The sequence below is a fragment of the Stenotrophomonas sp. STEN013 genome (genome assembly GCF_056760355.1).
The window spans coordinates 208,801-231,718 of sequence record NZ_JBRREO010000005.1; the positions used below are offsets into that span (position 1 = coordinate 208,801).

The 22,918-nt window shown below is 68.2% G+C and carries 18 protein-coding genes and 1 pseudogene; 9 read left to right on the forward strand and 10 right to left on the reverse strand.

Going from position 1 to position 22,918, the window contains the following annotated elements; translation table 11 throughout:
• Positions 1-35: 35 nt before the first annotated feature.
• A complete protein-coding gene (locus ACVOMH_RS12360) occupies positions 36-458 on the forward strand; it encodes a F0F1 ATP synthase subunit epsilon (RefSeq protein ID WP_054659460.1) in 423 nt (140 codons plus the stop codon).
• A 216-nt stretch (positions 459-674) separates the two neighbouring features.
• Here the strand turns inward: ACVOMH_RS12360 and ACVOMH_RS12365 are convergent, their stop codons facing one another.
• On the reverse strand, positions 675-1,058 hold the full coding sequence (locus ACVOMH_RS12365; protein ID WP_481523218.1) for a GtrA family protein: 384 nt from the start codon (positions 1,056-1,058) through the stop codon (positions 675-677).
• A gap of 81 nt (positions 1,059-1,139) precedes the next feature.
• On the opposite strand from ACVOMH_RS12365, the gene glmU reads away from it, so the two are divergent.
• Entirely contained in the window at positions 1,140-2,507 is a 1,368-nt protein-coding gene (glmU, locus tag ACVOMH_RS12370; protein ID WP_481552153.1) for a bifunctional UDP-N-acetylglucosamine diphosphorylase/glucosamine-1-phosphate N-acetyltransferase GlmU, read from the forward strand.
• Between the two features lie 140 nt (positions 2,508-2,647).
• Here glmU and ACVOMH_RS12375 read toward each other — a convergent pair whose 3' ends face one another.
• From ACVOMH_RS12375 to ACVOMH_RS12415, 9 genes and pseudogenes are all read right to left on the reverse strand, one after another.
• Entirely contained in the window at positions 2,648-3,994 is a 1,347-nt protein-coding gene (locus ACVOMH_RS12375; protein ID WP_481552176.1) for a sensor histidine kinase, read from the reverse strand.
• A gap of 10 nt (positions 3,995-4,004) precedes the next feature.
• Positions 4,005-5,345: a sigma-54-dependent transcriptional regulator gene (locus tag ACVOMH_RS12380; protein ID WP_481552154.1), complete on the reverse strand. Its 1,341-nt coding sequence runs from the start codon at positions 5,343-5,345 to the stop codon at positions 4,005-4,007.
• A 39-nt stretch (positions 5,346-5,384) separates the two neighbouring features.
• Positions 5,385-5,771: pseudogene (locus ACVOMH_RS12385) on the reverse strand (ABC transporter permease); the annotation flags it as partial.
• Positions 5,696-6,847 carry an ABC transporter permease gene (locus ACVOMH_RS12390; protein ID WP_481552155.1) on the reverse strand — a complete coding sequence of 384 codons (1,152 nt, stop codon included), beginning with the start codon at positions 6,845-6,847 and terminating at the stop codon, positions 5,696-5,698. The pseudogene ACVOMH_RS12385 and the gene ACVOMH_RS12390, both read right to left, overlap by 76 nt.
• A complete protein-coding gene (locus ACVOMH_RS12395) occupies positions 6,784-7,311 on the reverse strand; it encodes a nuclear transport factor 2 family protein (protein ID WP_481552156.1) in 528 nt (175 codons plus the stop codon). The genes ACVOMH_RS12390 and ACVOMH_RS12395 overlap by 64 nt, the downstream gene beginning before the upstream one ends.
• Positions 7,308-8,531: an ABC transporter permease gene (locus tag ACVOMH_RS12400; protein ID WP_481552157.1), complete on the reverse strand. Its 1,224-nt coding sequence runs from the start codon at positions 8,529-8,531 to the stop codon at positions 7,308-7,310. Before ACVOMH_RS12400 ends, ACVOMH_RS12395 begins: the two co-directional genes overlap by 4 nt.
• A 64-nt stretch (positions 8,532-8,595) precedes the next feature.
• On the reverse strand, positions 8,596-9,900 hold the full coding sequence (locus ACVOMH_RS12405) for an ABC transporter permease (protein WP_481552158.1): 1,305 nt from the start codon (positions 9,898-9,900) through the stop codon (positions 8,596-8,598).
• Positions 9,901-9,910: 10 nt separating this feature from the next.
• Complete coding sequence (locus ACVOMH_RS12410) at positions 9,911-10,624, reverse strand: ABC transporter ATP-binding protein (RefSeq protein WP_481552159.1); 714 nt, start codon at positions 10,622-10,624, stop codon at positions 9,911-9,913.
• Between the two features lie 34 nt (positions 10,625-10,658).
• A complete protein-coding gene (locus ACVOMH_RS12415; protein WP_481523226.1) occupies positions 10,659-11,927 on the reverse strand; it encodes an efflux RND transporter periplasmic adaptor subunit in 1,269 nt (422 codons plus the stop codon).
• Positions 11,928-12,142: 215 nt separating this feature from the next.
• On the opposite strand from ACVOMH_RS12415, the gene glmS reads away from it, so the two are divergent.
• From glmS to ACVOMH_RS12450, 7 genes are all read left to right on the forward strand, one after another.
• Complete coding sequence (glmS, locus tag ACVOMH_RS12420) at positions 12,143-13,975, forward strand: glutamine--fructose-6-phosphate transaminase (isomerizing) (RefSeq protein WP_481552160.1); 1,833 nt, start codon at positions 12,143-12,145, stop codon at positions 13,973-13,975.
• A gap of 279 nt (positions 13,976-14,254) precedes the next feature.
• Positions 14,255-15,715 carry a Wadjet anti-phage system protein JetA family protein gene (locus ACVOMH_RS12425; protein ID WP_481552161.1) on the forward strand — a complete coding sequence of 487 codons (1,461 nt, stop codon included), beginning with the start codon at positions 14,255-14,257 and terminating at the stop codon, positions 15,713-15,715.
• Positions 15,712-16,335: a DUF4194 domain-containing protein gene (locus ACVOMH_RS12430; protein WP_481552162.1), complete on the forward strand. Its 624-nt coding sequence runs from the start codon at positions 15,712-15,714 to the stop codon at positions 16,333-16,335. Before ACVOMH_RS12425 ends, ACVOMH_RS12430 begins: the two co-directional genes overlap by 4 nt.
• Positions 16,322-19,753 carry an SbcC/MukB-like Walker B domain-containing protein gene (locus ACVOMH_RS12435; RefSeq protein WP_481552163.1) on the forward strand — a complete coding sequence of 1,144 codons (3,432 nt, stop codon included), beginning with the start codon at positions 16,322-16,324 and terminating at the stop codon, positions 19,751-19,753. The genes ACVOMH_RS12430 and ACVOMH_RS12435 overlap by 14 nt, the downstream gene beginning before the upstream one ends.
• Positions 19,754-19,758: 5 nt before the next feature.
• Positions 19,759-21,000 carry a Wadjet anti-phage system protein JetD domain-containing protein gene (locus tag ACVOMH_RS12440; RefSeq protein ID WP_481552177.1) on the forward strand — a complete coding sequence of 414 codons (1,242 nt, stop codon included), beginning with the start codon at positions 19,759-19,761 and terminating at the stop codon, positions 20,998-21,000.
• A 169-nt stretch (positions 21,001-21,169) separates the two neighbouring features.
• The gene (locus ACVOMH_RS12445) at positions 21,170-21,688 is read left to right on the forward strand and encodes an RNA polymerase sigma factor (RefSeq protein ID WP_481552164.1); all 519 of its coding nucleotides are present in this window, start codon (positions 21,170-21,172) and stop codon (positions 21,686-21,688) included.
• 42 nt (positions 21,689-21,730) lie between these two features.
• Complete coding sequence (locus tag ACVOMH_RS12450) at positions 21,731-22,885, forward strand: FecR family protein (protein ID WP_481552165.1); 1,155 nt, start codon at positions 21,731-21,733, stop codon at positions 22,883-22,885.
• Positions 22,886-22,918 lie beyond the last annotated feature (33 nt).

Consider the following 22,918-nt stretch of genomic DNA (forward strand, 5'->3'; position numbering starts at 1 on the left):
GGGCGCTGCCCACCCAACCAGGCGAAGAGAGTTCCATGAGCACCATTCGTTGCGACATCGTCAGTGCCGAACAGCAGATTTTCAGTGGCGAAGCGACCCTGGTCGTGGCGACCGGTGAGCTGGGCGAGCTGGGCATCGCGCCCAAGCACGCGCCGCTGATCACCCGTCTGAAACCGGGCAAGGTCGTGGTCACCACCGCTGCCGGCGAGCAGCTGGATTTCGCCATTTCCGGCGGCATCCTGGAAGTGCAGCCGCAGGTCGTGACCGTGCTGGCCGATACCGCCATTCGCGCCACCGACATCGACGAGGCGGCGGTGCGCAAGGCCAAGGAAGAAGCCGAGCGTGTGCTGGCCAACCGTGGCGAAGCCATGGAGCTGGCCGAAGCGCAGCAGCGCCTGGCCGAGGTCACTGCGCAGCTGCAGGCGCTGGAGCGTCTGCGCCGCAACCTCAAGCACTGAGGTTCGCGGACAACGCATCGAAAACGCCGGCCCTGTGCCGGCGTTTTCGTTTTGTGCGGCGCAGGGACGGGCCGGCGCGGGTGCATGCGCCCGCATGGTCACGGCCATGTCCACCCGCCACTACGGATGGCGCAGGCTGTGGCTGTGGTTGCGGGTGCCGGCGGGACGGTATCGGCGCTGCAGGGTGTGGCATGTACTGGCGCGGTCGCGCGGCATTCAGCGATACACCAGATGCCGGAGCAGGAAGAAGGTCACCATGGCCAGCCCGCCTTCCACCAGCGGTTTGGCCAGCCACGCCATTTGCAGACCCAGCTGCTGCGCGGTGTAGCTGACCAGCACGGTGCTGATCACGGTCATTGCCAGCCACAGCACCAGAAAGCGCGCGAAACGCTTCCAGCCGTGGCGTTGCTGCCCGTGCTTGGAGAAAGTGTAGCGGCCGTTGAGCCAGAACCCCATCAAGGCGCCACTGACCCTGCCGAGCAGATTGCCGGGCGCCGCAGGAAGTCCCAGCGAAGTTGCGGCAACGAACACCCCCCAGTCCAGCAACAGCTGTAATAGCCCGATAGCGATGTACTGGCTGCTTTGACGGAACAGACTCATCAGCGGTGCGTTTTCCCTTTTGCCTGTAATGCTAACCAGCGCAGGCTTAGAATCCGAGCATCTTTCAAGGAAGTTGTCCGCATGACCCAGCCGCTGCACGTCATCATCCTCGCCGCCGGTGCCGGCAAGCGTATGAAGTCGGTTCTACCCAAGGTGCTGCAGCCCATTGCCGGGCGACCGATGCTGGCACACGTGATCGACACCGCGCGGCAGTTGCAGCCGGCCGGCATCCATGTGGTCTATGGCCATGGCGGTGAGGCGGTACGTGCGGCGTTTGCCGACCAGGATGACCTGATCTGGTCCGAGCAGAGCCAGCAGCTGGGCACCGGCCATGCGGTGCGGCAGGCGATGCCGGAGGTTCCCGACACCGCGCAGGTGCTGGTGCTGTACGGCGATGTGCCGTTGATGCGCGCCGACACCCTCAGGGCGCTGCTGTACGGCGCGCCGCGACTGGCGGTACTGGTCGCCGAACTGGAGGATCCCACCGGTTACGGCCGCATCGTGCGCGATGCCGAAGGCAAGGTCGCGGCCATCGTCGAGCAGAAGGATGCCGACCACGAGCAGCAGCGGATTTCGACGGTCAACACCGGCATCATCACCGCCGAGTCCACCGCGTTGCGGCGATGGCTGGGCGCGCTGTCCAACGCCAACGCGCAAGGCGAGTACTACCTGACCGACGTGTTCGCCTTCGCCGCAGCCGAGTACACCGCCGCGGAGATGGTGCGGGTGGCCGATGCCCAGGAAGCGGAGGGGGCAAACGATCCCTGGCAGCTGGCGCAGCTGGAGCGGGCATGGCAGCTGCGCGCGGCCAAGGCGCTGTGCGCGCAGGGTGCACGGCTGCTGGACCCGGCGCGCGTGGAGCAGCGTGGCACGGTGACCGTGGGCCGCGATGTGCAGATCGATGTGAACGTGGTGCTGGAAGGCGAGGTCGAGCTCGGCGACGGCGTCAGCATCGGTCCGTTCGTGCGCCTGAAGGATGTCAGACTCGGCGCCGGCACCGAGGTGCGGGCGCATTGCGATCTGGAAGGTGTGGTCGCCGAAGGCGCCGCACAGATCGGCCCGTTCGCGCGTCTGCGTTCGGGCACGGTACTGGCCGAGGGCGTGCACGTGGGCAACTTCGTCGAGACCAAGAAGGCGACCCTGGGCAAAGGCAGCAAGGCCAACCATCTGACCTATCTGGGCGACGCGGTGATCGGTAGCGGCACCAACATCGGCGCCGGCACCATCACCTGCAACTACGACGGGGTGAACAAGTTCCAGACCATCATCGGCGACCGGGTGTTTGTCGGTTCCAACAGTTCGCTGGTGGCACCGCTGACGCTGGAGGAGGGGGCGACCATTGCCGCCGGCTCGGTGGTCACCCGCACCGCACCCGCCGGCAAGCTGACCGTGGCGCGCTCGCGGCAGCAGACCATCGACGGTTGGGTACGACCGGTCAAAAAGGGCTGAGCCGACAGACACAGGGCGCGAGCGTATCGCGCCCTGTGTCTGCGAGACGACGGCGTATCCGCGCGTTGTGAATGCACCGCACGGGCGGGCGCAAGGCGGTCTGCCGCAGCGCCTGCCGGCTTCTGAAGACGTCGCCGGGCTCAATCGTGCGGCAGCAGAATTGCTACGCACAGACCGCCGTCCTTGCGGTTCTGCAGCGCGATGCGGCCGCCATGGGCTTCGATGATCTCGCGGGTCAGCGCCAGGCCCAGCCCGGTGCCGTTGCGTTTGGTGGAATAGAACGGCATCAGGGCGTTTTGCAGCACCGCCTCGTTCATGCCGCTGCCCCGGTCCAGCACCTCGATACGCAGCCAGTTCGGCAACCGCGCCACGCGCAGTTCCACCGAATCGGCAGCCGCCTCCGCTCCGGCTTCGTGCGCGTTCTTGAGCAGATTGAGCAGCGCCTGGGAAAACTGCGCCGGATCGATGCGGCTGCTCAGCTCATCCGGCGGCGGGGTCATGCGGAAGCTGATCTGCTGCTGCAGGCCCTGCAGGAACGGTTTCCAGACCACCGTCTGCAGTTGCGGTTGCGGCAGCTTGGCAAAACGCGCGTAGCCACGGATGAAGCCTTCCAGGTGTCGGGCACGCTCCTCGACCGTGGCGAAGATGTCCTCCAGCCGTTCGGTCTTGCCACGCCGGACCAGTTCGGCACCGGAGTGAGCCAGCGAGGCGATCGGCGCCAGCGAATTGTTGAGTTCATGGCTGATCACCCGGATCACCTTCTTCCAGGTCTGTACTTCCTGGCGGCGCAGCTCGGCGGTCAACAGGCGCAGCAGCAGCAGTTCGTGCGGACGGCCGTTGAGATGGAAGCTGCGGCGCGACAGGTGATAGATCTGCTCGTCGTCCTCGTCGCCGTCCATCGCATCGGGCTCGCGGACCGCGAACAGGCTGTCCCCGCCCCGGGCGATGGCGTTGCGCAGTTCGATGGGCATGCTCTCCAGCAGCTCATGCATGCGCTTGCCTTCGAGCTTCCAGCCACCGTGCAGCAGCTTGCGCGCGGCGGTGTTGGAGAAGGTCACCCGCTGCACCCCATCGCCGCCGTTGGTGAGCAGCAGCATTGCCACCGGCGTGTTCTGCACCATGGTGTCCAGCAGCAGCTCGCGCTGCGCCAGCGCCTGGCGCTGCTCACGCAACACCTCGCCCAGTTCGCCATGGGCGCGGACCAGCTGCGCCAGTTCGTCGTTGCCGCGCCAGTGCACGCTGAAGTTGAATTCACCGTCGCGGTAACTGCTGGTGGTGCCGGCCAGGGCGCGCAGCAGCGAGCGGACCGGCGCGGTGGCGCGGCGCAGCGCCCACCACATCAGCGCCATCAGCAGCAGCGCAGAGACCAGCGCCACCACCCAGCCGCGGTCCAGCCAGTACGCCAGCAGCCATGGGAACGCCGCGGCCAGCGCCAGCACCGGCAACAGCCGCAGGAACAGCTTGAAGGTGAAGGAGCGTGATTTCAGCATCGCCGGCTCATTCGCGCGGAATCCCATGACGGTCCATGCGCCGGTACAGCGCCTGCCGGCTCAGCCCGAGCTCGGCGGCGGCCTGGGCGATGACGCCGTGGGCCCGCTGCAGCGCGGTGACGATGCGGGTGCGGTCGGGTTCCTCGGCGTTCTGCAGGGCGGGCCGGGCGGGACGCGGCAGGTTCAGGTCGGCCGCCTCGATGCGCGCGCCCTGTGCCAGCAGGCTGGCGCGCTGGATCACGTTGCGCAGCTCGCGCACGTTGCCCGGCCAGCTGTGCCGCTGCAGCGCCTGGCCGGCCTGGGCGGACAGCGGCTTGCCGGCGTCGCCGAGGAAGTGCCGGGCCAGCGGCAGGATGTCCTCGCGGCGTTCGCCCAGCGCGGGCACGGCCAGTTCGACGGTGTTGAGGCGGTAGTACAGATCCTCGCGGAAGCTGCCGTCGCGGATCATCGCCGGCAGGTCGGCATTGGTGGCGCTGACCACGCGCACCTTGACCTGACGTTCGCGGTTGGAGCCCAGCCGCTCGAAGCGCCCGGTTTCCAGCACCCGCAGCAGTTTCATCTGGCCACTGGGCGAAAGGTTGCCGATCTCGTCCAGGAACAGGGTGCCGCCGTCGGCGGCCTCGAACTTGCCCTCGCGGGCCTTGTTGGCGCCGGTGTAGGCACCGGCCTCGGCACCGAACAGTTCGGCCTCGATCAGTTCGGCGGGAATGGCGCCGCAGTTCAGAGCCACGAACGGGCCTTTGCGGTTGGCCGAATTGGCCTGGATGATCTCGGCGATCTTTTCCTTGCCGGCGCCGTTGGGGCCGGTGATCAGCACCGGCAGGTCCGAGCGCGCCACCTGGCAGGCCAGCGAGATCACCCGCTCGCTGGCCGGATCGGCGAACACCACCCCGCGCAGGTCGTAGCGCTCGTGCAGGGCCTGCTGTTGGCGCAGCTCGCGGGCGCGGCGCCGGGCCAGCTCGCGGCGGGTCTCGGCCAGCTCCAGCAGGTTGTTGACCGTGGTCAGCAGGCGGCCGTCGTCCCACGGTTTGGCCAGATAGTCGGCGGCGCCGGCCTTGACCAGCTCCACCGCGCTGTCCAGATGGGTCCAGGCGGTGAGCAGGATCACCGGCAGGTCCGGATGCGCATCACGGATGGCACGGAACAGCGCCTGGCCTTCCTCGCCGGAGGTGGTGTCGGCGGTGAAGTTCATGTCCTGCAGCACCAGGTCGAACTCCTGCTCGGCCAGCATCGCCAGTCCCTGTTGCGGCGCGCTGGCGTGGCGGGTGTCGATGTCGTGCAGGGAGAACAGCACGTCCAGTGCGGTGGCCACGGCGGCGTTGTCGTCAATGATCAGGATCTGCGGCATCGGCTGTCTTGGAAGGCTGGGTTCGGGCGCATCCGCACATTACACGCTGCGCGTGGCGCTGGCAGGGGGGAGTCGGGCGGCCCGCCGCGCCGGTGCGGCCACCGCCAGCTGACCCAGCAGCACCAGCAACAGCGCGGCGATGGACAGGTAGACCAGCGGCAATCGGGGCAGCTCGTAGTGATGCATCAGCCACTGGTTGACCAGCAGCGCCAACACGCCGCCGGCGAACACCCCGGCGCTGGTCAGCAGCAGATTTTCGGCCAGGAACTGGCGCAGGATCTGGCCACGGCGGGCACCGAGCGCCCGGCGGATGCCGATCTGGCGGGTGCGCTGCTGGATCCAGTAGCCGCTCAGGCTGGCGATGCCGATCGCGGTGATGGCCGCCACCACCGCATTGACGGTGAGCAGCAGCCAGACCGCGGCACGACGCGAGCGCAGGCCGGCGACGTTGACCAGACACAGCACAGCAGGCCGATCGCCAGCCACAGGTTCAGGCGCACGCTGTCGGGTACCACGCGGTTGAGGTGCAGCCATTGCGGCATGGACTGCAGCCGCGTCAGCGGCGGTCGCGGGAAGATGCCGGCGGCATGCCGGTCGGCGGCGAATGCCTGCAGGCTTTGCGCGTAGCTGCGCTGCTGGCCGGCATCGGCCAGTTCGGCCCACAGCACCAGCCAGCGGCACTGGTCCACGTTGACCTGGTCGAAGCGGAAGCCACCGAAACCGGCGTCGTCGCAGATGCGTGTACTGCTGATCTCGATGCCCGATGCCAGCGCGGCTTCGGCCGGGGCGAAGACTTCATCGCCCTCGCCACGCCAACCGGCGTCGCTGGCGGGGAGGAAGTGCGGGCGTGGCCGCGGCGCCCAGCGCTCGCTGATGCCGATGACGCGGAAGTTGCGCTTGCCCAGACGCACCTCGGCACCGGTCCCGTCCTCGCGCCCGAGCAGGCGCTGGCTCAACGCGCGGCTGATCACCACCACCGGTGTGCGTGCCATCTCCTCCTCCGGCGTCCAGTAGCGGCCGTGGCGCAACGGCACTTCGAACACCGGTAGCATCGGCCCGAGCGCGAAGGCCGCCGAGACCTGCTTGCGGGCACTGCCGTCGATGCTGGCCACCGTCACGGGTGCGGTGACCAGTGCCACCTGGCGGATGTCCGGGCGTAGCTGCTGCATTGCGCGTGCATCGGCCAGCTTCCACAGCGGCGGCACCAGCGAGCCATCGCCGTAGGTGTCGCTGTCGCCGCTTTTGGCCGTTTCACGCGAGTCGGCCCAGGCCAGGTGCAACGTGTGGCTGATGCCGGGCAGGGGATCGGCGCCCAACACCGAGAGCAGCGTCAGCATCGTCATCACCGAGGCCAGTCCCAGGGCAAGGGTGAGCACCACCAGCGTCATCGTCCGCGGATGCCGCAGGCAGCCGCGCAGGCCGGTCTCCAGCGTGTAGTTCATCTCGGGGCATCCCTGCGGTCGGCGCGGTGGGCATAGCTCAGCACCCGGGTGATCCGCCATTGCCCGTCATGCAGACGCCAGAGAATGGTGAAGTCGGCCAGGCCGTCACAGCTGCGGCTCTGGTTGTCGCAGAAGAGGTGCTGGCCACGCGCCAGTGCGCCGAAGTCCCTGATCGCGAATACCTCCAGCGTGCCGGGGACGAGCTGCCGGGTGAAATGGCCGCAGGCGAACTTGCCGGTGTTGGCCAACATCGCCGCGCGGGTCCAGGTCACCCCGCCGGTGTCGTGGTAGAACTCCACGGCCGGGTCGAAGTAGCTGGCGTGCCTGTCCAGCTGCGCCGGATCGGCGCAACGGTTGAAGCTGTCAAACACCGCCCGGTCGAGCGCGGCGATGGTGTCGTGCAGTGCGGTGTCGCCCGCGTCGCTGGTCTGGGCCAGGGTACCGCCCGGCGCCAGCAACAGGCCCAGCAGCGCCCGCGTCATCACCGGCCGCAGGCGCGATGGCAGGAAGAAGGACGAGATCATGCGCTGCGTGTGGCCACGGCCGGCGGAATGGCCGCCGCCCGCCGCGCCGGGCCGAACACGGCGAACTGGCCCAGCAGCCACAACGTCAGCGCGCCGACCGGCAGGTACAGCAGCGGCAGCCGCGGCAACTCGTAGCGGCCCATCAGCCACTGGTTGAGCAGGTAGGCCAGCAGCATGCCGATCACGATGCCGATGCTGGCCAGCAGAAAGTTCTCGGTCTGGAAGTAGCGCAGGATCTGCCCGCGGGTGGCGCCCAGCGCACGCCGGATGCCGATCTGTTTGGTGCGTTGCTGTACCCAGAAGCTGGCCAGGCCGATGATGCCCAGCGCGGTGACCAGCAACAGCAGGCCGCTGACGATCAGCAGCATGCCGATCATGTCGCGGTCGTTGGCGAAGTACTTGGCGCGTTTCTCCTCGACGGTCTGTTTGACCCATACCAGCCGGTTGGGGTCGTTCTTCTCCAGCGTGGCTAGCGCCTGCTTGAGCACTTCATCGCGGCGCGCCGGATCGCTGGTGCGGAGGATGTAGCGGCCGCCGTTGGCGAAGTTGGTGCGGACCGGGAAGATCAGCGAATGGGTGCGGTTGTTGTCCTGCATGTTCGGGCGCAGCAGGGTCTGCACCACGCCGACCACGGTGACCGGGATGTTGGCCATGTACAGGGTCTTGCCGATCGCATCGCCGTCGGGGAAGAACTTCCGGGCCATGGCGTCGGTGAGAATCGCCGGTGCCCGCAGCGCACTGAGATCCTCCATCTTCTGCATGACATCCATGCTGATGTACTCGTCGTGGTTGAAGTCGCGGCCGGCCAGCAGCCTCACGCCGAGGGTGTCCAGCGCGTTCTCGCCGACCATGTACTGGGCACCATTGATCGACTGCGCGTCCGGTTCGGCGCTGATGGCCAGCGAGGTGTTCCAGGAGCCGTTCTGGAACGGCAGCTGGTTGACGATGGCCGCATTCTCCACGCCGGGGATGGCGCGCAGTGCGGCCAGGTCCTCGGCGGTGCGGGCGTCGCCGTCGACCTGCGTGCCGATACCGCTGAGGCCGATCTCGACCAGGCGGTCGTCATCGATGCCGCTGGCCAGCTGCATGGCGTCGATGCGCTGGGAGACGATGAACAGCGCGTTGCAGATGATCGCGCAGCTCAGCGCGATCTCCAGCACGATCAACGCCGCGGCGGTCTTGTGCCGGGTCAGCGTGGAGAGGATGGGACGTATATCCATGAGGTTCTCCGTGAAGCCTGGAGTAGGGAGGGAGCAAGCCGGGGCCGCGGAAGCGGGCGTCCGGTTACTGGCTTTTCAGTTGCAGTGCCGGCGCCACCTGCATCGCCCGCCAGGCGGGCAGGATGCCGGCCAGCATGCTGGCCAGCACCGCCAGGGCGAAGGTCATCAGCAGCATCGAGCCGTCCAGATGGGCCAGCGACGCGTACTCGGCCGGCCGTTGCCGCACCGCCCACAAACCTGCCAGCGCGAACACCAGCCCGAGCAGACCACCGGCCAGGCCAATCGTGCCGGCCTCGACCAAGCACTGCTTGAAGATCTCCGCGCGGCTGGCTCCCAGCGCCCGGCGCACGCCGATCTCCCCGCTGCGGCGCAGGAACTTGGCCAGCAGCAGGCCGACCGTATTGACCAGGCACACCAGCAGGAAGCCGAAGGCCAGCCACATCTGCAGGCGCACGTCGCCGGGCACCGCGTTGCGGTGCTCCATCAGTTCCATGACATTGCGCAGGCAGGTGTTGGCCGGGCGTTCGAAGCGGCCGCTGGCACGCTGCTGCTCGGAATAGTTGTCCAGATAGGCCTTGTAACCGGCCGCGTCCGCGGGTGAATCCAGTTCCACCCAGTACTGGATCCAGGCGCAGGGCACATTCAGCGCTTCATTGTCATTGATCGCCTCGCGACCGAAGCAGTTCATGTTGCCGCTGCGACCGAGCTTGAGTTCGCGGGAGGTGCTGAACGGGACGAACACCTCTTCGCCCGAATCGTACTTGCCCGAATACAGGTCGTAGAACTTCGGCGCCGGCGCCCATTGCTCCAGCACGCCGACGATGCGCAGGGCATTGCCCTCCACCAGCACGTCCTTGCCGACGCTGTTTGCGCCCTGGAACAGCTTGTCGTTGAGCGTCTTGCTGATCACCGCCACCCGGCCGCGGCCCTGGTCGTCATCGCCGCTCCAGCCCTGTCCGAACTGGAAGGGCGTGTCGAACATCGGGAAGAAATCGGCCGAGGTGTAGCGCATGCTGACGCTGAACGGTTTGAGGGCGTCGATGCGTGGATCGACGATGCCGCCACCGCCGGTCATCATCGCCTGCCGTGGCGCCTTCCTCTGCCGCAGCAGTTCCTCGGCATCGAAGCGGGTCAACTGCGATTCGGGTTCCTCACCGGGGAGGTAGCCTTCGCGCAGCGCCGGGTCCAGCTGCACGTAGAACAGCCGGTCGCTCTTGTGCGGGATCGGGTCGCCGGAGAGCACCTTGAACACGGTCAGGGTGGTCATCGCCGCGCCGATCCCCAGCGCGATGGCCAGCACCATCAGCGCGGTCAGGATCCTGTTGCGGCCGAAGCTGCGCAGCGCGAGTTTGAAGTAGTAGCCGAACATGGCGGTGGCCTCAGCCTGCGACGGAAACGGGATGCGGACGGGCCAGCACCGGCTCGCGCAGCAGGTCGGTGGCCTGGCCATCGACGATGTGCACGTTGCGCTGGGCGCGTGCGGCCAGTTCCGGATCATGGGTGACCATGACGATGGTGGTGCCCTGGCTGTTGATCTCCTCCAGCAGCTCCATCACCCCGCGCGCCATCTGTGTGTCCAGGTTGCCGGTCGGTTCGTCGGCCAGCAGCAGGCGCGGGCTGCCGGCCAGGGCGCGGGCGATGGCGGCGCGTTGCTGCTGGCCGCCGGACAGCTCGGCCGGATAGTGGCGCATGCGCGAGCCCAGACCGACATCACCCAGCGCTTTCTCGATGCGCTGCTTGCGCTCGGCCGCGGGCATGCCGCGGTAGCGCAGTGGCACATCGACGTTGTCGAACAGGTTCAGATCGGGGATCAGGTTGAAGCCCTGGAAGATGAAACCAATCTTCTGGTTGCGCAGCCGCGAACGGGCGTCATCGCCGAGGTGGCTCACGTCCTGGCCATCGAGCAGGTACTGGCCGGAGGTGAAGGTTTCCAGCAGCCCGGCGATGTTGAGGAAGGTGGTCTTGCCCGAGCCGGACGGGCCGGTGACCGCGACGAACTCGCCCTCGCGCACATGCAGGTCCAGCGAACGCAGTGCATGGGTTTCAACCTGTTCGGTGCGGAAGACCTTGGAGACGGATTGCATCTGGAGCATGGGAGGTTCCTGGGCTGAAAGGAGAAACGGAGGGTCAGTTGATGGAGACGCGCTCGTGGTCGCCGAACAGGTCGGCACCGGAGACGACGATTTTTTCGCCCGGCTGCAGACCCGAGACGATTTCCACTTCGCCCAGACTGCTGACACCGGTCTGGATCGGGCGACGGGTCGCGGTGCTGCCGGTCACGACGTAGGCGTAGCGCCCGCCGGACTGTTCGATGAAGGGGCCGCGCTCGACCTTGAGCACGTTCTTGCGGGTGTCCAGCAGGACCCGTGCACTCATCCGCTGGCTCTGGCGCAGACCCGGCGGCTGCTGGTCGGAGAAGCGCAGGCGGGCGACCACTTCACCGTTGACCACTTCCGGGGAAACGGCCGCGATCTCGCCCGGGAACGGCTGCCCCGTGCCGCTGGTGAGCTGCGCCGGCATGCCGATCGCCAGATCGCGGGCGAAGCTTTCCGGCACCTTGATCTCGACTTCGAACTTGGACAGGTCCACCACGCCCAGCACCGGCGCGTTGGCGATGACCTGGGTGTGCTGGGTGGCCTGGACCTGGCCGACCTGGCCATCGAACGGCGCGCGCAGGGTCAGCGCATCGACCTGACGTTGCACTTCGTTCACCACCGCCTTCTGGCGTTCGGCCAGCAGACGCTTGTTGCGCGCGTCCAGATCCGCGCCCCGGCTCTGCAAGGTGGCATCGCTGCGTGCGTGCTGCAGGGTGATCTCGGCTTTCTTCAGGTCGTCCTGGGCCTTGGCCAGATTGACCTGCGGCACCGCGCCCCCATCGAAGCCGCGCTGGTAGCGCTCCAGGTCGCGAGCGGCGGCCTGTCGGTCGATGGCGGCCTGGTCGGTGACTTTGCTGGCGGTGGCACGGGCCAGGGTGGCATCGAGCGCCGCACGGCCGGCCTCGGCTTCCAGCCCGGCCAGGGTGGCCTGTTCCTGCGCCAGTTTGCTGCGCAGCTCCGGGCTGTCGATCACCGCCAGTTCCTGGCCCTGTTTGACCACGTCACCGGCCACCACCTTCAAGGTCACGGTGCCGGCGGAGATGGCGTACAGCACCGGGCTGTTGGCGGCGATCACCCGGCCGTCGGCGGCGATGTCGCGGACCAGGTCGCCGCGCCCCACCTCGGCCAGGCGCAGCCGGTCGCTGTCGAACGAGCGGCTGGCGCCCAGCCAGCTGCTGGCGACGTAGCCGATACCCGCCACCGCGACCAAGGTGGTGACAGCCGGCCACAGCCATCGCCGCCAGACGGGGCGCGGGGGCTGGGTGCTTACCTGGTCCTGGGCGGAGGTGTCACGGATCATCGGATACTTCACTGCATGGGTTGCTGTTGGTTAAGCAGATCGCGTGCCAATCACAATTCATTGAATTTGTTTGGAAATATCGGGTGTCGCTGGCTGTCCGGGTGTCCGCGGACACTGTCGCGGACACTGCCTGCGGGTCCGTGGCTCGCCGTGTCCTGCCGCTGTCCGAATTGGCTGGCTTAGAATGTCCGTTCACTAACGCAAGTGGATCGACTATGTGCGGCATTGTTGGAGCGATCGCCGATCGCGATGTGGTTCCGGTATTGATTGAAGGACTCAAACGGCTGGAATATCGCGGTTACGACTCCTCCGGGATTGCCGTGCTGGATGCGGACCAGGTGCGTCGCGTACGCCGCACCGGCCGCGTGGCGGAGATGGAAGCCGCAGCCGGTGCCGAGCACTTCCACGCCACGGTCGGTATCGGCCACACCCGCTGGGCCACCCACGGTGGCGTGACCGAATCCAACGCGCACCCGCACATCAGCCAGGGCGTGGCGCTGGTGCACAACGGCATCATCGAAAACCACGAAGCGCAACGCGAAAAGTTGATTGCGCTGGGCTATGTGTTCGAATCGCAGACCGACACCGAGGTCATCGCCCACCTGATCCACCATCATCTGCAGGCCGATCACGACGACCTGCTCGGCGCCCTGCAGCGCACCGTCAAGGAGCTGACCGGCGCCTACGCGCTGGCGGTGATCAGCCAGAACGAGCCGGACCGCATGGTGGTGGCCCGCATGGGCTGTCCGTTGCTGGTGGGTCTGGGCGAGGGCGAGAATTTCGTCGCCTCGGACGTGTCGGCGATCCTGCAGGCCACCCGCCGGGTGATGTTCCTGGAGGAGGGCGATACCGCCGAGCTGACCCGTCAGGGCGTGCGCGTGTTCGATGGCAACAACACCCTGGTGCAGCGCGAGCAGCGCCTGTCCGACGTGTCGCTGGCCTCGCTGGAACTGGGCCCGTACCGGCACTTCATGCAGAAGGAAATCCACGAGCAGCCGCGCGCGCTGGGCGACACCGTGGAAGCGGCGATCGATGCCAGTGGCTTCCCGGCCACCCTGTTCGGCGCCAATGCCGAAGCGGTGTTCAAGGACATCGACGGCGTGCAGATCCTGGCCTGTGGCACCAGCTATTACGCCGGGCTGACCGCGCGCTATTGGATCGAGGCCATCGCCGGGCTGCCATGCAGCGTGGAGATCGCCAGCGAGTACCGCTATCGCGCCGCCTATGCCAACCCCAGACATCTGATCGTCACCATTTCCCAGTCCGGTGAGACGCTGGACACGATGGAGGCGCTCAAGTACGCCAAATCACTCGGCCATCTGCACACGCTGTCGATCTGCAACGTGCCCGAGAGCGCGATTCCCCGTGCCAGCGAACTGGTCTGCTACACCCGTGCCGGCGCCGAGATCGGTGTGGCCTCGACCAAGGCTTTCACCACGCAGCTGGCGGCGCTGTTCCAGCTGACCGTGGTGCTGGGCAAGCTGCACGGCAAGGTCGACGCCGCCCAGGAGGCCGATTACCTGGAACAGCTGCGGCACCTGCCGGGCAGCGTGCAGCACGCGTTGAATCTGGAGCCGCAGATCGCCGCCTGGGCCGAACGTTTTGCCGGCAAGTCCAACGCCCTGTTCCTGGGCCGTGGCCTGCACTACCCGATCGCGCTGGAGGGCGCGCTCAAACTCAAGGAAATCTCCTATATCCACGCCGAGGCCTATCCGGCCGGCGAGCTCAAGCACGGCCCGCTGGCGCTGGTGGACGCGGAGATGCCGGTGGTGGTCATCGCCCCCAACGACAGCCTGCTGGAGAAGGTGAAGTCCAACATGCAGGAAGTGCGCGCGCGCGGCGGCGAGCTGTTCGTGTTTACCGACCAGGACAGCAACTTCAACGCCTCCGAGGGCGTGCACGTGATCCGTACCCCGCGTCATGCCGGCGTGCTCAGTCCGATCGTGCACACCATTCCGGTGCAGATGCTGGCCTACCACACCGCCCTGGCCCGCGGCACCGACGTGGACAAGCCGCGCAACCTGGCCAAGAGCGTCACGGTGGAGTGAGTACGGCTGTCACGGCCCTGTAACTGCGGGTGTGGAAACTCCCTCCTGCAGCCCGGTCCTCTCTCCCCCGACGCTGCGACGGAGCCCGGCCCTGTGCCGGGCTTTTTCTAGGCCGGGTGTACACGGCCGGGACCGCCGAAGGCGGCGAGCAGGTGCGAAAACCGCCTGTCAGCGGCCTCCGCAGGCAACGTCATCCCGAGGGCCGCCGGGCGGTTCCAGGCCACTGGCGATATGCCACAATCGCCGGCGCATGGCAGGAAGCTGCAGGACCCCGACGTTTTGACCACCACATCCCCCGCGACATTCCCGTCCCTGTTTTCGGTGGTGCCGGCCGGCATTTTCGGTCCGCTGGCCTCGGCCAACCGCCAGAACTACTGGGCGCTGCTGTGCCGGCTGTTCGACGAGTTCTTCGGCCCGGATGCGCCGGTGCCGCCCAGCCACGGGTTTCCGCGCCGCGAGATCACCGCGGCGATCGAGCGCTACCTGCTGACCGACGATCCCTGGGAGGACGAGGACGGACAGGCGCCGGACGCGCCGCTGAACGTGCGGGCCGCGGCGATCCACGACCGCTTCCGCGATGCCGGCTGGCTGCGCCAGGAGCGCATCGGTGCGCGCGAGATGGTGAGCATGCCGCGCATGGTGGCCGAGCTGCTGTCGGCCCTGGTGGAGTTCTGCGAACAGGGGCCGACCTTCGTCCGCGCCAAGATGGGCTCGATCGAATCCCAGCTGCAGAAGGTGACCGACGGCCATGCCGACGGCGGCATTCTCGACGAGGCCGCCGATCAGGCGCGGCGCCTGCTGGTGTCGCTGGCCTCGATGAGTCTGCAGGTGCGCGACCTGATGCCGGAGCTGAGCAGGGCCGAGACTACCGCGCAGTTCGCCCGGCAGTGGTTCGAGCGCTATGTCGGCCAGCTGTTCATTGGCGACTACGCCGAGCTCCACCGTGCCGACCATCCGATGGCGCGGCGCAGCTCGATCCTGGCGATGGTGCAGCAGCTGGAGGCCGGCGCGCAGCGCGAGGCGCTGGTGGCGTGGTATCGCGACCACCTCAGTGGTGGCGATGAAGCGCGCGCGCAGCAGCGCCTGTCACGCAGTCTGGGGCGCCTGCGCGAGCTGGAGCGGATCGACGAATACCTGACCCGGCTGGACGAGGACATCCGCCAGGCCAACCGCCGCGCGCTGGCCTTTCTCGACTACCGCCTGCGTGCGCCCGACAAGCTTGACGTGCTGCTGCGCCGCGCCTGCCGTGGCGTGCTGTCCGCGCCGGAGGAGGTGCTGCGCCTGCCGGTGGCGCCCGGTCCGTTGATGGACGAAAGTCGCCTGCGTCCGCCGCACCGTAAACCGGTGCCGATTCCGCGCAGCGCCAACGTCACCGCGCCGCCCACGCCCGAGCAGCTGGCGCGGCTGTCGCTGCTGCGGCGGATGAAGCGCGCGCGGCTGGTCAACGCCGAGGACATGGCGCGCTATGTCGGTCGCCATCTGCAACGCGCCGCGGTGCTCGACTCGGACGGGCTGGATATCGCCAGCATCGAGGACCTGCGCGCCTACCAGACCCTGCTCACGCTGGCCCTGCGTGGCAACCGCATCGGCGGTCTGCGCCGCGAGGACCCGCTCGGCCGGGTGCTGCGCGGCTTCCGCGTCGAACTGCTCGATACCGGCGATACCGACACCAACAATTACCTGCGCGGCCCGCGCTTCCGCATCGTGCGGGTCGGCGCCAAACTTCCGGAAACCGCATGAAACGCAGCTGGAACACCCTGAGCCAGATGTCCAACGGCACCTACACGGTGCAGGACTTCGAGCGCGCCGCCTATCGTCTGGCCACCGAGCAGGTGCTGTACGCGGCCGACACGCGTACCCGCGTGGCCTACCACCTGGTCGAAGACCACTACCCCGATTTCGTCGCCGCCCTTGAGCCGCTGGGCATCCGCCTGGAACGCAACGCGCATTACCGCTACGTGGTGGCGCTGCCGGTGCATGGCGAAGGCACGCCGGTGACGCTGGATGAAACACTGGCCCTGCTGGTACTGCGCCAGCGGTACGACGAAGCCATGCGCCAGGGCCTGATCGAGGATCACGGCGAGGTGGTGGTGGAACTGCCCGAGCTGCAGGAAAGCTGGCAGGCGCTGACCGGCCGGGCGATGCCCGACACCGGCACGCTGCGCGCCCTGGCCCGCACCCTCAAACGCTGGGGCGTATGCCGGCTGGTGGAATCGGAAGGCGATGATCCGCAGCCGTTCCACCTGCGTGCGCGTCCGGCGATCGTGGAGATCGTCGGCGAGCAGTGGCTGCAGCGGCTGGACCAGCACAATCGCGACGACGACGGTGTGGAGACGGAGGACGACGATGCAGCAGCTTGAACGCATCCACCTGGTCCAGTTCTTCCTGTTCGAAGCACAGAGCCTGCAGCTGGATGCCACCAGCGCGATCATCGCGCCCAACGGCGCCGGCAAGAGCGCGCTGCTGGATGCGTTGCAGATCGTGCTGCTGGGCGGCGACCGCAGCCGTATCCGCTTCAACGCCCAGGCCGGGGGCAGCCACCGCGCGCGCACCATCCGCGACTATTGCCTGGGCGTGTTCCGCACCGGCGAGGAAGGCCGCAAGCGACGCACCGCCACGACCTACATCTCGCTGGTGTTCCGTGACACCGCAAGCGGTGAGCCGCTGACCGCCGGCATCGCGCTGGGTGCTTCGGTCGATGAGCCCGAGCACCGGGTGCATGGCCTGTACCTGCTGCCGGGTGTGGCGCTGGAGCTGGACGAGCATCTGGAACGGGTCAATGGCAAGGAGCTGCCGCTGGCGTGGAACACCTTCCGCGAGCACGTCACCCGTCGTTGCAAGGAGGCCGGTGAAACCCCGCAGCTGCATCCCAATGCCGAACGTTTCCTGCGCGACCTGCTGCTGCGGCTGCGGGCCGGCCCGTCAGTCACTCCGGATCTGAACGCCTACCGCAAGGCGTTCCTCAATGCGCTGAACCTGCAGCGCGTGGAGGACGTGGACCTGTTCGTGCGCACGCTGGTGGCCGAGGACCGGCCCACCGACATCGCCCGTTTCCGCGCGCTGCTGGAGAGCTTCCGCCTGATCAAGGAGAAGATCGAGCAGGTCAAGCAGCGCATCGACGCGGCCGAAGGCGTGGAGCGGCAGTACGAGAAGATCGCCGGCCAGGCCACGCGCGCCGCGTCGGCGCGGGCGCTGGCGGCCGAATACGCGCGCGACCTGTACAGCGAGCAGCTGGACCAGGCCGAAGGCGCGCTGGCCGAGGCGGAGAACACGCTGGTCGATACCCGCCGTCAGCTGGCCGATACCCGGGTCGAACGCGACACCCTGCGCGAGGAGCAGGCCCGTGCCAACGCGCGTCTGCAGGGCAGCGAGGGCTACGGTGAGCAGGCGCAGCTGGACGAACTGTCCGGCCGCGACCGCGACCGTCTGGCGCAGCTGAAGAAAGACCTGGCACGTGAGCTGGCATTCGCCGGTGAGCAGTTCCGCCAGCTTGACGCGCTCGCGCTGGAGGGGGTCGACAGCGACGCATTCGCCCGCGTGCGCGGTCAGTGGGAGCAGTGGCACACCGAGTTGCTGGCGCTGTCGGCCGAGGCTGCGTTGCCGTGGACGCCGGAAGAACTGTATGCACAGGCGCGGCAGGCGCTGCGCGCGGCCGCGCCGCTGCGCGAGCAGGTCGATCGCCACGCCCGCCAGTTGCACGGTGCCCACGACAAGGCCCGCGAGGCGCTGGAAACCGCGCGGCAGAACCAGAAGCGGCTGGCGGCCGGCCAGGCCGAGCTCAATCCCGACACCGTGCGGCTGATGAGCTATCTGCGCGACGCCGGCATCGATGCGCGCCCGGTGTGCGATCTGGTGCGGGTCAGCGACGGCGCCTGGCAGTACGCCATCGAGGGTTACCTGCGCAGCAATGTCGAGGCGCTGCTGATTCCCGACCAGGACGAGGAGCGCGCGGTCAAGCTGTATCGCGGGCTGTCCGGCGGGCGTGCGGTCTATGGCGTGAAGCTGGCGCTGTCCAGCCAGGCACGCAATTCGCGGGGGGCCGAAACGCCGTCCGCCGGCAGCGTCGCGGCGCTGCTGGAAGGCGTCAACGCCGATGCACTGGCGTTCCTGCGCCGGCAGCTGGGCGAACTGCGCTGCGTGGAGACCGAAGCCGAGCTGGTGCGCAGCCGCCAGGGCCTGACCCGTGACGGCCTGCTCTCGCGCGGTGGCAGCATCGAACGTCTGCGCTTGCCGGCGGCCACCGATCTGCGCATCGGCGCGTCGGACAACCGCGCGCGGTTGCGGGTGCTGCACGAGGAAATCGAGCGGGCCGATCAGGAATTGCGGCAGATCGAGCCGCGGCTGCGTCGTGCCGATGACTGCCAGCGCGGGCTGGCGCGCTTGGCCGATGCCGACGCGGTGGCGCAGGCCCTGCACGAGCGCGTGCTGGAGCACCGTCAGGTCGCCGAGCGCTACCGCAGTGCGCAGGAAACCCGGCGCGCCGCGCTCGACCCGGATCTGCTGCATCTGTCCGAGCAGTTGCGGGAGCTGACCGCGCAACTGGGCCAATGTGAACAGCGCGCCGATGCGCTGGTCGGCAAGGAAGCGGTGGCGGCGTCGCAGCTGGAGCGCACCCGCGGCTTGCTGGAGGGCCTGCGCCAGCAGGAGGCGCTGGTCGTGCGTCGCGCGGTGGACGCCTTCGCCGATCCGGACGTCGACCCGAACCGGGTCGAGCGGCAACGCGAGGAGCTGGACGAGAAATATCCGTCGCTGGAAGAGCGGGCCCGCCGGTGCGAGGAGCGCGCCAGGGACAGCGATGCGCAACTGGCGCGGCTGCTGCCCGAAGCCTGGAGCGGACTGGCGCAATACGCACGCGATCACGCGCTGGAGCTGGAATTCGATGCCAGTGCCTGGCGGCCTGCGCGCGGCCTGCTGCAGCGTGAGCTCACCCAGCTGCGCGACACCGAACTGGTGCAGTACGAAGCCGAGGCGCAGCAGGCCTACGCCACGGCGGTGGACACCTTCCGCACCGGCGTGGCCTCCACGCTGTATGACAACTTCACCCGGCTCAAGACCCAGATCGCCACCCTCAACCGCACCCTGCGCAGCAGTCCGGCGTTCTCCAACAACGAGCGCTACCAGTTCCACTACGAAGTGGTGCCGGAGTTCCGCGAGTTGCATCGCTTCATCCAGCGGGCGGCCGATATCGGTGGCGAGGACACCCTGTTTGAAAGTGCCGGGCAGGTGCCCGAGGCGTTCCGCGCGCTGGTCGAGGACAAGGCCGCGGCACATGTGGCCAATTCGCCGCTGGACGACTACCGCCGCTTCTTCCGCTTCGAGGTGCAGATCCGCCAGGAGGACCGCGTGATCGGCAGCCTGAGCGAGCGCATGCGCTCGGGTTCCGGGGGTGAGCATCGGGCGCCGCTGTACGTGATCGCCGGCGCCGCGCTGGCGGCGGCCTACGGCAAGAGCGAGGCCCAGCCCGGCGGGCTGGGATTGATCCTGCTGGACGAGTTCGGCGACAAGATCGACGCCCAGAACGCGCGCGCGATCACCGGCTACCTGCGCTCGCTGGGCCTGCAGCTGGTGCTGGCCGCGCCGGATACCGCGCAGGGCACACTGTCCGGTGTGCTCGACAGCTACATCGAGCTGTTCCGCGACGGCGAGCTGCTGCAGGCCGAACGGATCGAAGTCACCGAAGCGGCGCGCACGCTGCTGTTGTCCGACCAGTTCGACCTGCATCCGGAACTGCTCGCCGCAGAGACCGAGCGCATCGCGCGCGAGCAGGCGACGGTGTGAGCCAGATGCCGGGCGGCGGACAGGACACGCCGGCCCGGCGCGTCCTGGAACGTCTGCTGCGGCGCGCCGAGGCGGCCGCGCTGGCCGGTGACCCGCAGCCGGCCAGCTTGTCGATGACCGGCAAGCGCGATGCTGCCGAGTACCGCGCGCTGCGCGGGATGGCCGATTTCGACGCGTTCCACGGCCGCATCGCGTTGGCCGAGCGGTGCGGCGCGATCACGGTCGAACGTGATCGCCACCGTGACGACGGTGAGCGCCTGTTGCGGCTGGGCGTGCGCGATGCCGCTGCGCTGGCGCATGACCTCGGGGTTGAGCTTCTGCACGAACGGGTGGTGCGGGCCGAGGTGTTGCTGGCCACCTGGCAGGCCTCGGCGCCGGTGGTCGCCCGGGTCCTGGCGGCGTGGCGCGGCGGCGGCAAGGTGCGTGGGAAGGGTCCGGATGCGGCCGTTGATCTGGCTGCGGCCGCGCAGGCGGTGGACACCCTGCTGGCCGCTGCGCGCAGCGAGCAGATCCTGCGCAAGGCCAGCACCCGCCTGTTTGGCGACAGCAAGCGGCTGGAGGCGCTGACGCCGTGGCTGGACCTGCTGGTCACCGGTGAGCTGTCGCCCAGCGGTCTGGAGAACGGGGAGATCTGGGCGGCGTTGGGTTTGCGCAAGGAGCCGCAGCCGTTGCTGCTGGCCGGGCCGGGGGTGATCGCGCTGGACGATGGCAGTGGCCATGTACTGCCGCAGCGCTGGTTGGGATTTCCGGTGGATGCCATAGGCGGTATCACCACCGGCGCACGTGCGCTGTTGAGCATCGAAAACCTGGCCAGCTTCCACGAAGCGGCCAGCGCGCGCGGCCAGGCGCCGGTGCTGCTGCTGTACACCGGCGGGATGCCGTCGCCGGCCTGGCGGCAGGCCTATGTCCGCCTGCTGGCCGGATTGCCGGACGACGCGGCGGTGTATCACTGGGGTGATATCGACCGGGGCGGCTTCCGCATTGCAGCCAGACTGGCCGAGGCGGCTTCGGACGGCGGACGCCGGCTGCGGCCCTGGCTGATGGCGCCGGACACGTTGCCGGCGGAGTGCAGGGCCGCTGGCCAATGCCCCGCACCGGCGGTGCTGGCCACGATGTGCGAGTGGGCGCGCCGTGCGGGCTGGCCCGAGGTGGCGGCCGGACTGCAGCGCACGCCACTGCTGCTGGAGCAGGAGCGCCTGCCCCCGTTCCTGCCGGGGGCCGACGGCGCGGGAATGAACCCGGAATAAATGCAGCGCCGAAGCGAGTACCCTTATGGCCTGCTGGGGGGCACTGGATATCAGCGGCCCCTGCGCCCGTTGTGTGGAGAGTATCGATGCCGTCGCCAATAGTATCCGCGTCCCCACCGCCAACCCGGGCCGATGGTCTGGGGGCTGCTGTGACGGGTGGGGGCAGCTGATGGTGTCGGCCGAGCAGGACCCGGCCGCCCGGGCGTTTGCCGCCAAGGTGGTGGAGAGCTACAGCGCCGAGCTGCAGCGTTTCCTGCGCCGGCGGGTCTATGACGCACAGGACCTGGGTGATCTGGTGCAGGAGGTCTATCTGCGGCTGCTGCGGGTGCAGAACATCGAAACCGTGCGCAACCCGCTGGCGTACATCTATGGCATCGCCGGGCATGTGGCCAGCGAGTTCAACATGCGCCAGCGGCAAGGGCGGATGGTATTCGACTCGACCGTGGTCGAATCGCTGACCGAGAACCCCGAATCGCCGCAGTTCGTGGAAGGGGGCGGCTTTTTCGAGCGCCAGGTGGGTGATGCGTTGGCGCAGTTGCCGGCCAACCGGCTGGCGGTACTGCTGCTGGAGCGCCGCGAAGGGCTGGGCCATGCGGAGATCGCCGCGCGGCTGGGGCTGAGCGTGCACACCGTGAAGAAATACAGTGTGGAAGCGCTGGCGCATGTACGCGCCAGTCTGGAACGTTGAACAGGATGTGGTCCGTGCCCCGTGCCGGCATCGAGTGACATTATGAATATCTACCGCACATCGCCAGAGCAGACCCGGGAGCGCGCCGCACGCGAGGCGGCCGAGTGGCTGCAGGTCATGCGCGGCGGCCCCACGGCTGCCGAGCGTGCGGACTTCTCCCGCTGGGTGGCGGCCTCGCCGCTGCACCTGGAAGAGCTGCTGATGGCCGAGCTGGTCGAGCGCGAGCTGGCGGCCAGTGGCGCACTGGAAGCGTTCGATCTGGACCAGGTCGTTGCCCAGGCGCAGGCCATGGACAACGTGGTGCCGCTGCGCGCCGAACAGCCGGCAGTGGCCACCACGCCGGTGCCGTCGCCTCTGGCGCCCTCGCGTCGCCCTCGCCGTCGACGCTGGGGGATGGCCCTGGCCGCCAGTGTCGTGCTGTGTGCGGCTGCAGGTATCGGGTGGCGACTGGCCGCCCCGGCCGCGTCGGCCCAGGAATATGCCAGCGCCATCGGCGAGCAGCGCACCCTGGTGCTGGCTGATGGTTCCACGGTGTTGCTGGCACCGGCCTCGCACATCGCGGTGCAGTTCTCCGACGGCGTACGCGATATCGAGCTGCGCGAAGGCGAGGCCACCTTTGACGTCGCGCACGACACCGCGCGCCCGTTCCGGGTACATGCCGGCAACAACACGGTGCAGGCCGTGGGCACCCGATTCACGGTCAACCGCCTGCCCTCCGGAACGCGGGTGGCGGTCACCGAGGGCAAGGTCAAAGTGACCGCCAGCAAGACCGGCTGGCTGCAGTCGCTGTTGGACGAGCCGCCGGCCACGATCATCGACAAGGACAGTGTCGCGCTGGAGTCGCTGGGTCGCCCGGCGGCGTTGGCCGCCGGTGAGCAGGCCCGTATTCCCCAGGGGCAGCAGGCGTTGCTGCGGATGCCGCTGGAAGTGCCCAGCGCAGCACCGGGCAGCCTGCGCCGGTTGAATTTCCGCAACGACACGCTGGCCGATATCGTCGCCGAGTTCAATCGCTACAACCCGCGTCAGATCGTGGTCGAGGACGAGCAGGCACGCCAGCAACGCTACAGCGGCGTGTTCAACGCCGATGATGCCGAATCGTTCCTGCAATTCCTGGAGTGCTGCTCCGCGCTGCGGGTCAGTCGCGAGCCCAATCGCAGCGTGGTGACGCCGCTTGCCGAGGGCACAAGCCGCCAGTAAGCCGCGGTACAGCCGGGATCCGGATTTTTTCGA

Coding starts and splice junctions, on each gene's coding strand:
- ACVOMH_RS12360 (WP_054659460.1), top strand. CDS start 36: ATGAGCACCATTCGTTGCGACATCGTCAGTGCCGAACAGCAGATTTTC.
- ACVOMH_RS12365 (WP_481523218.1), bottom strand. CDS start 1,058: ATGAGTCTGTTCCGTCAAAGCAGCCAGTACATCGCTATCGGGCTATTA.
- glmU (WP_481552153.1), top strand. CDS start 1,140: ATGACCCAGCCGCTGCACGTCATCATCCTCGCCGCCGGTGCCGGCAAG.
- ACVOMH_RS12380 (WP_481552154.1), bottom strand. CDS start 5,345: ATGCCGCAGATCCTGATCATTGACGACAACGCCGCCGTGGCCACCGCA.
- ACVOMH_RS12390 (WP_481552155.1), bottom strand. CDS start 6,847: ATGGCGGATCACCCGGGTGCTGAGCTATGCCCACCGCGCCGACCGCAG.
- ACVOMH_RS12395 (WP_481552156.1), bottom strand. CDS start 7,311: ATGATCTCGTCCTTCTTCCTGCCATCGCGCCTGCGGCCGGTGATGACG.
- ACVOMH_RS12400 (WP_481552157.1), bottom strand. CDS start 8,531: ATGGATATACGTCCCATCCTCTCCACGCTGACCCGGCACAAGACCGCC.
- ACVOMH_RS12405 (WP_481552158.1), bottom strand. CDS start 9,900: ATGTTCGGCTACTACTTCAAACTCGCGCTGCGCAGCTTCGGCCGCAAC.
- ACVOMH_RS12410 (WP_481552159.1), bottom strand. CDS start 10,624: ATGCTCCAGATGCAATCCGTCTCCAAGGTCTTCCGCACCGAACAGGTT.
- ACVOMH_RS12415 (WP_481523226.1), bottom strand. CDS start 11,927: ATGATCCGTGACACCTCCGCCCAGGACCAGGTAAGCACCCAGCCCCCG.
- glmS (WP_481552160.1), top strand. CDS start 12,143: ATGTGCGGCATTGTTGGAGCGATCGCCGATCGCGATGTGGTTCCGGTA.
- ACVOMH_RS12430 (WP_481552162.1), top strand. CDS start 15,712: ATGAAACGCAGCTGGAACACCCTGAGCCAGATGTCCAACGGCACCTAC.
- ACVOMH_RS12435 (WP_481552163.1), top strand. CDS start 16,322: ATGCAGCAGCTTGAACGCATCCACCTGGTCCAGTTCTTCCTGTTCGAA.
- ACVOMH_RS12440 (WP_481552177.1), top strand. CDS start 19,759: ATGCCGGGCGGCGGACAGGACACGCCGGCCCGGCGCGTCCTGGAACGT.
- ACVOMH_RS12445 (WP_481552164.1), top strand. CDS start 21,170: ATGGTGTCGGCCGAGCAGGACCCGGCCGCCCGGGCGTTTGCCGCCAAG.
- ACVOMH_RS12450 (WP_481552165.1), top strand. CDS start 21,731: ATGAATATCTACCGCACATCGCCAGAGCAGACCCGGGAGCGCGCCGCA.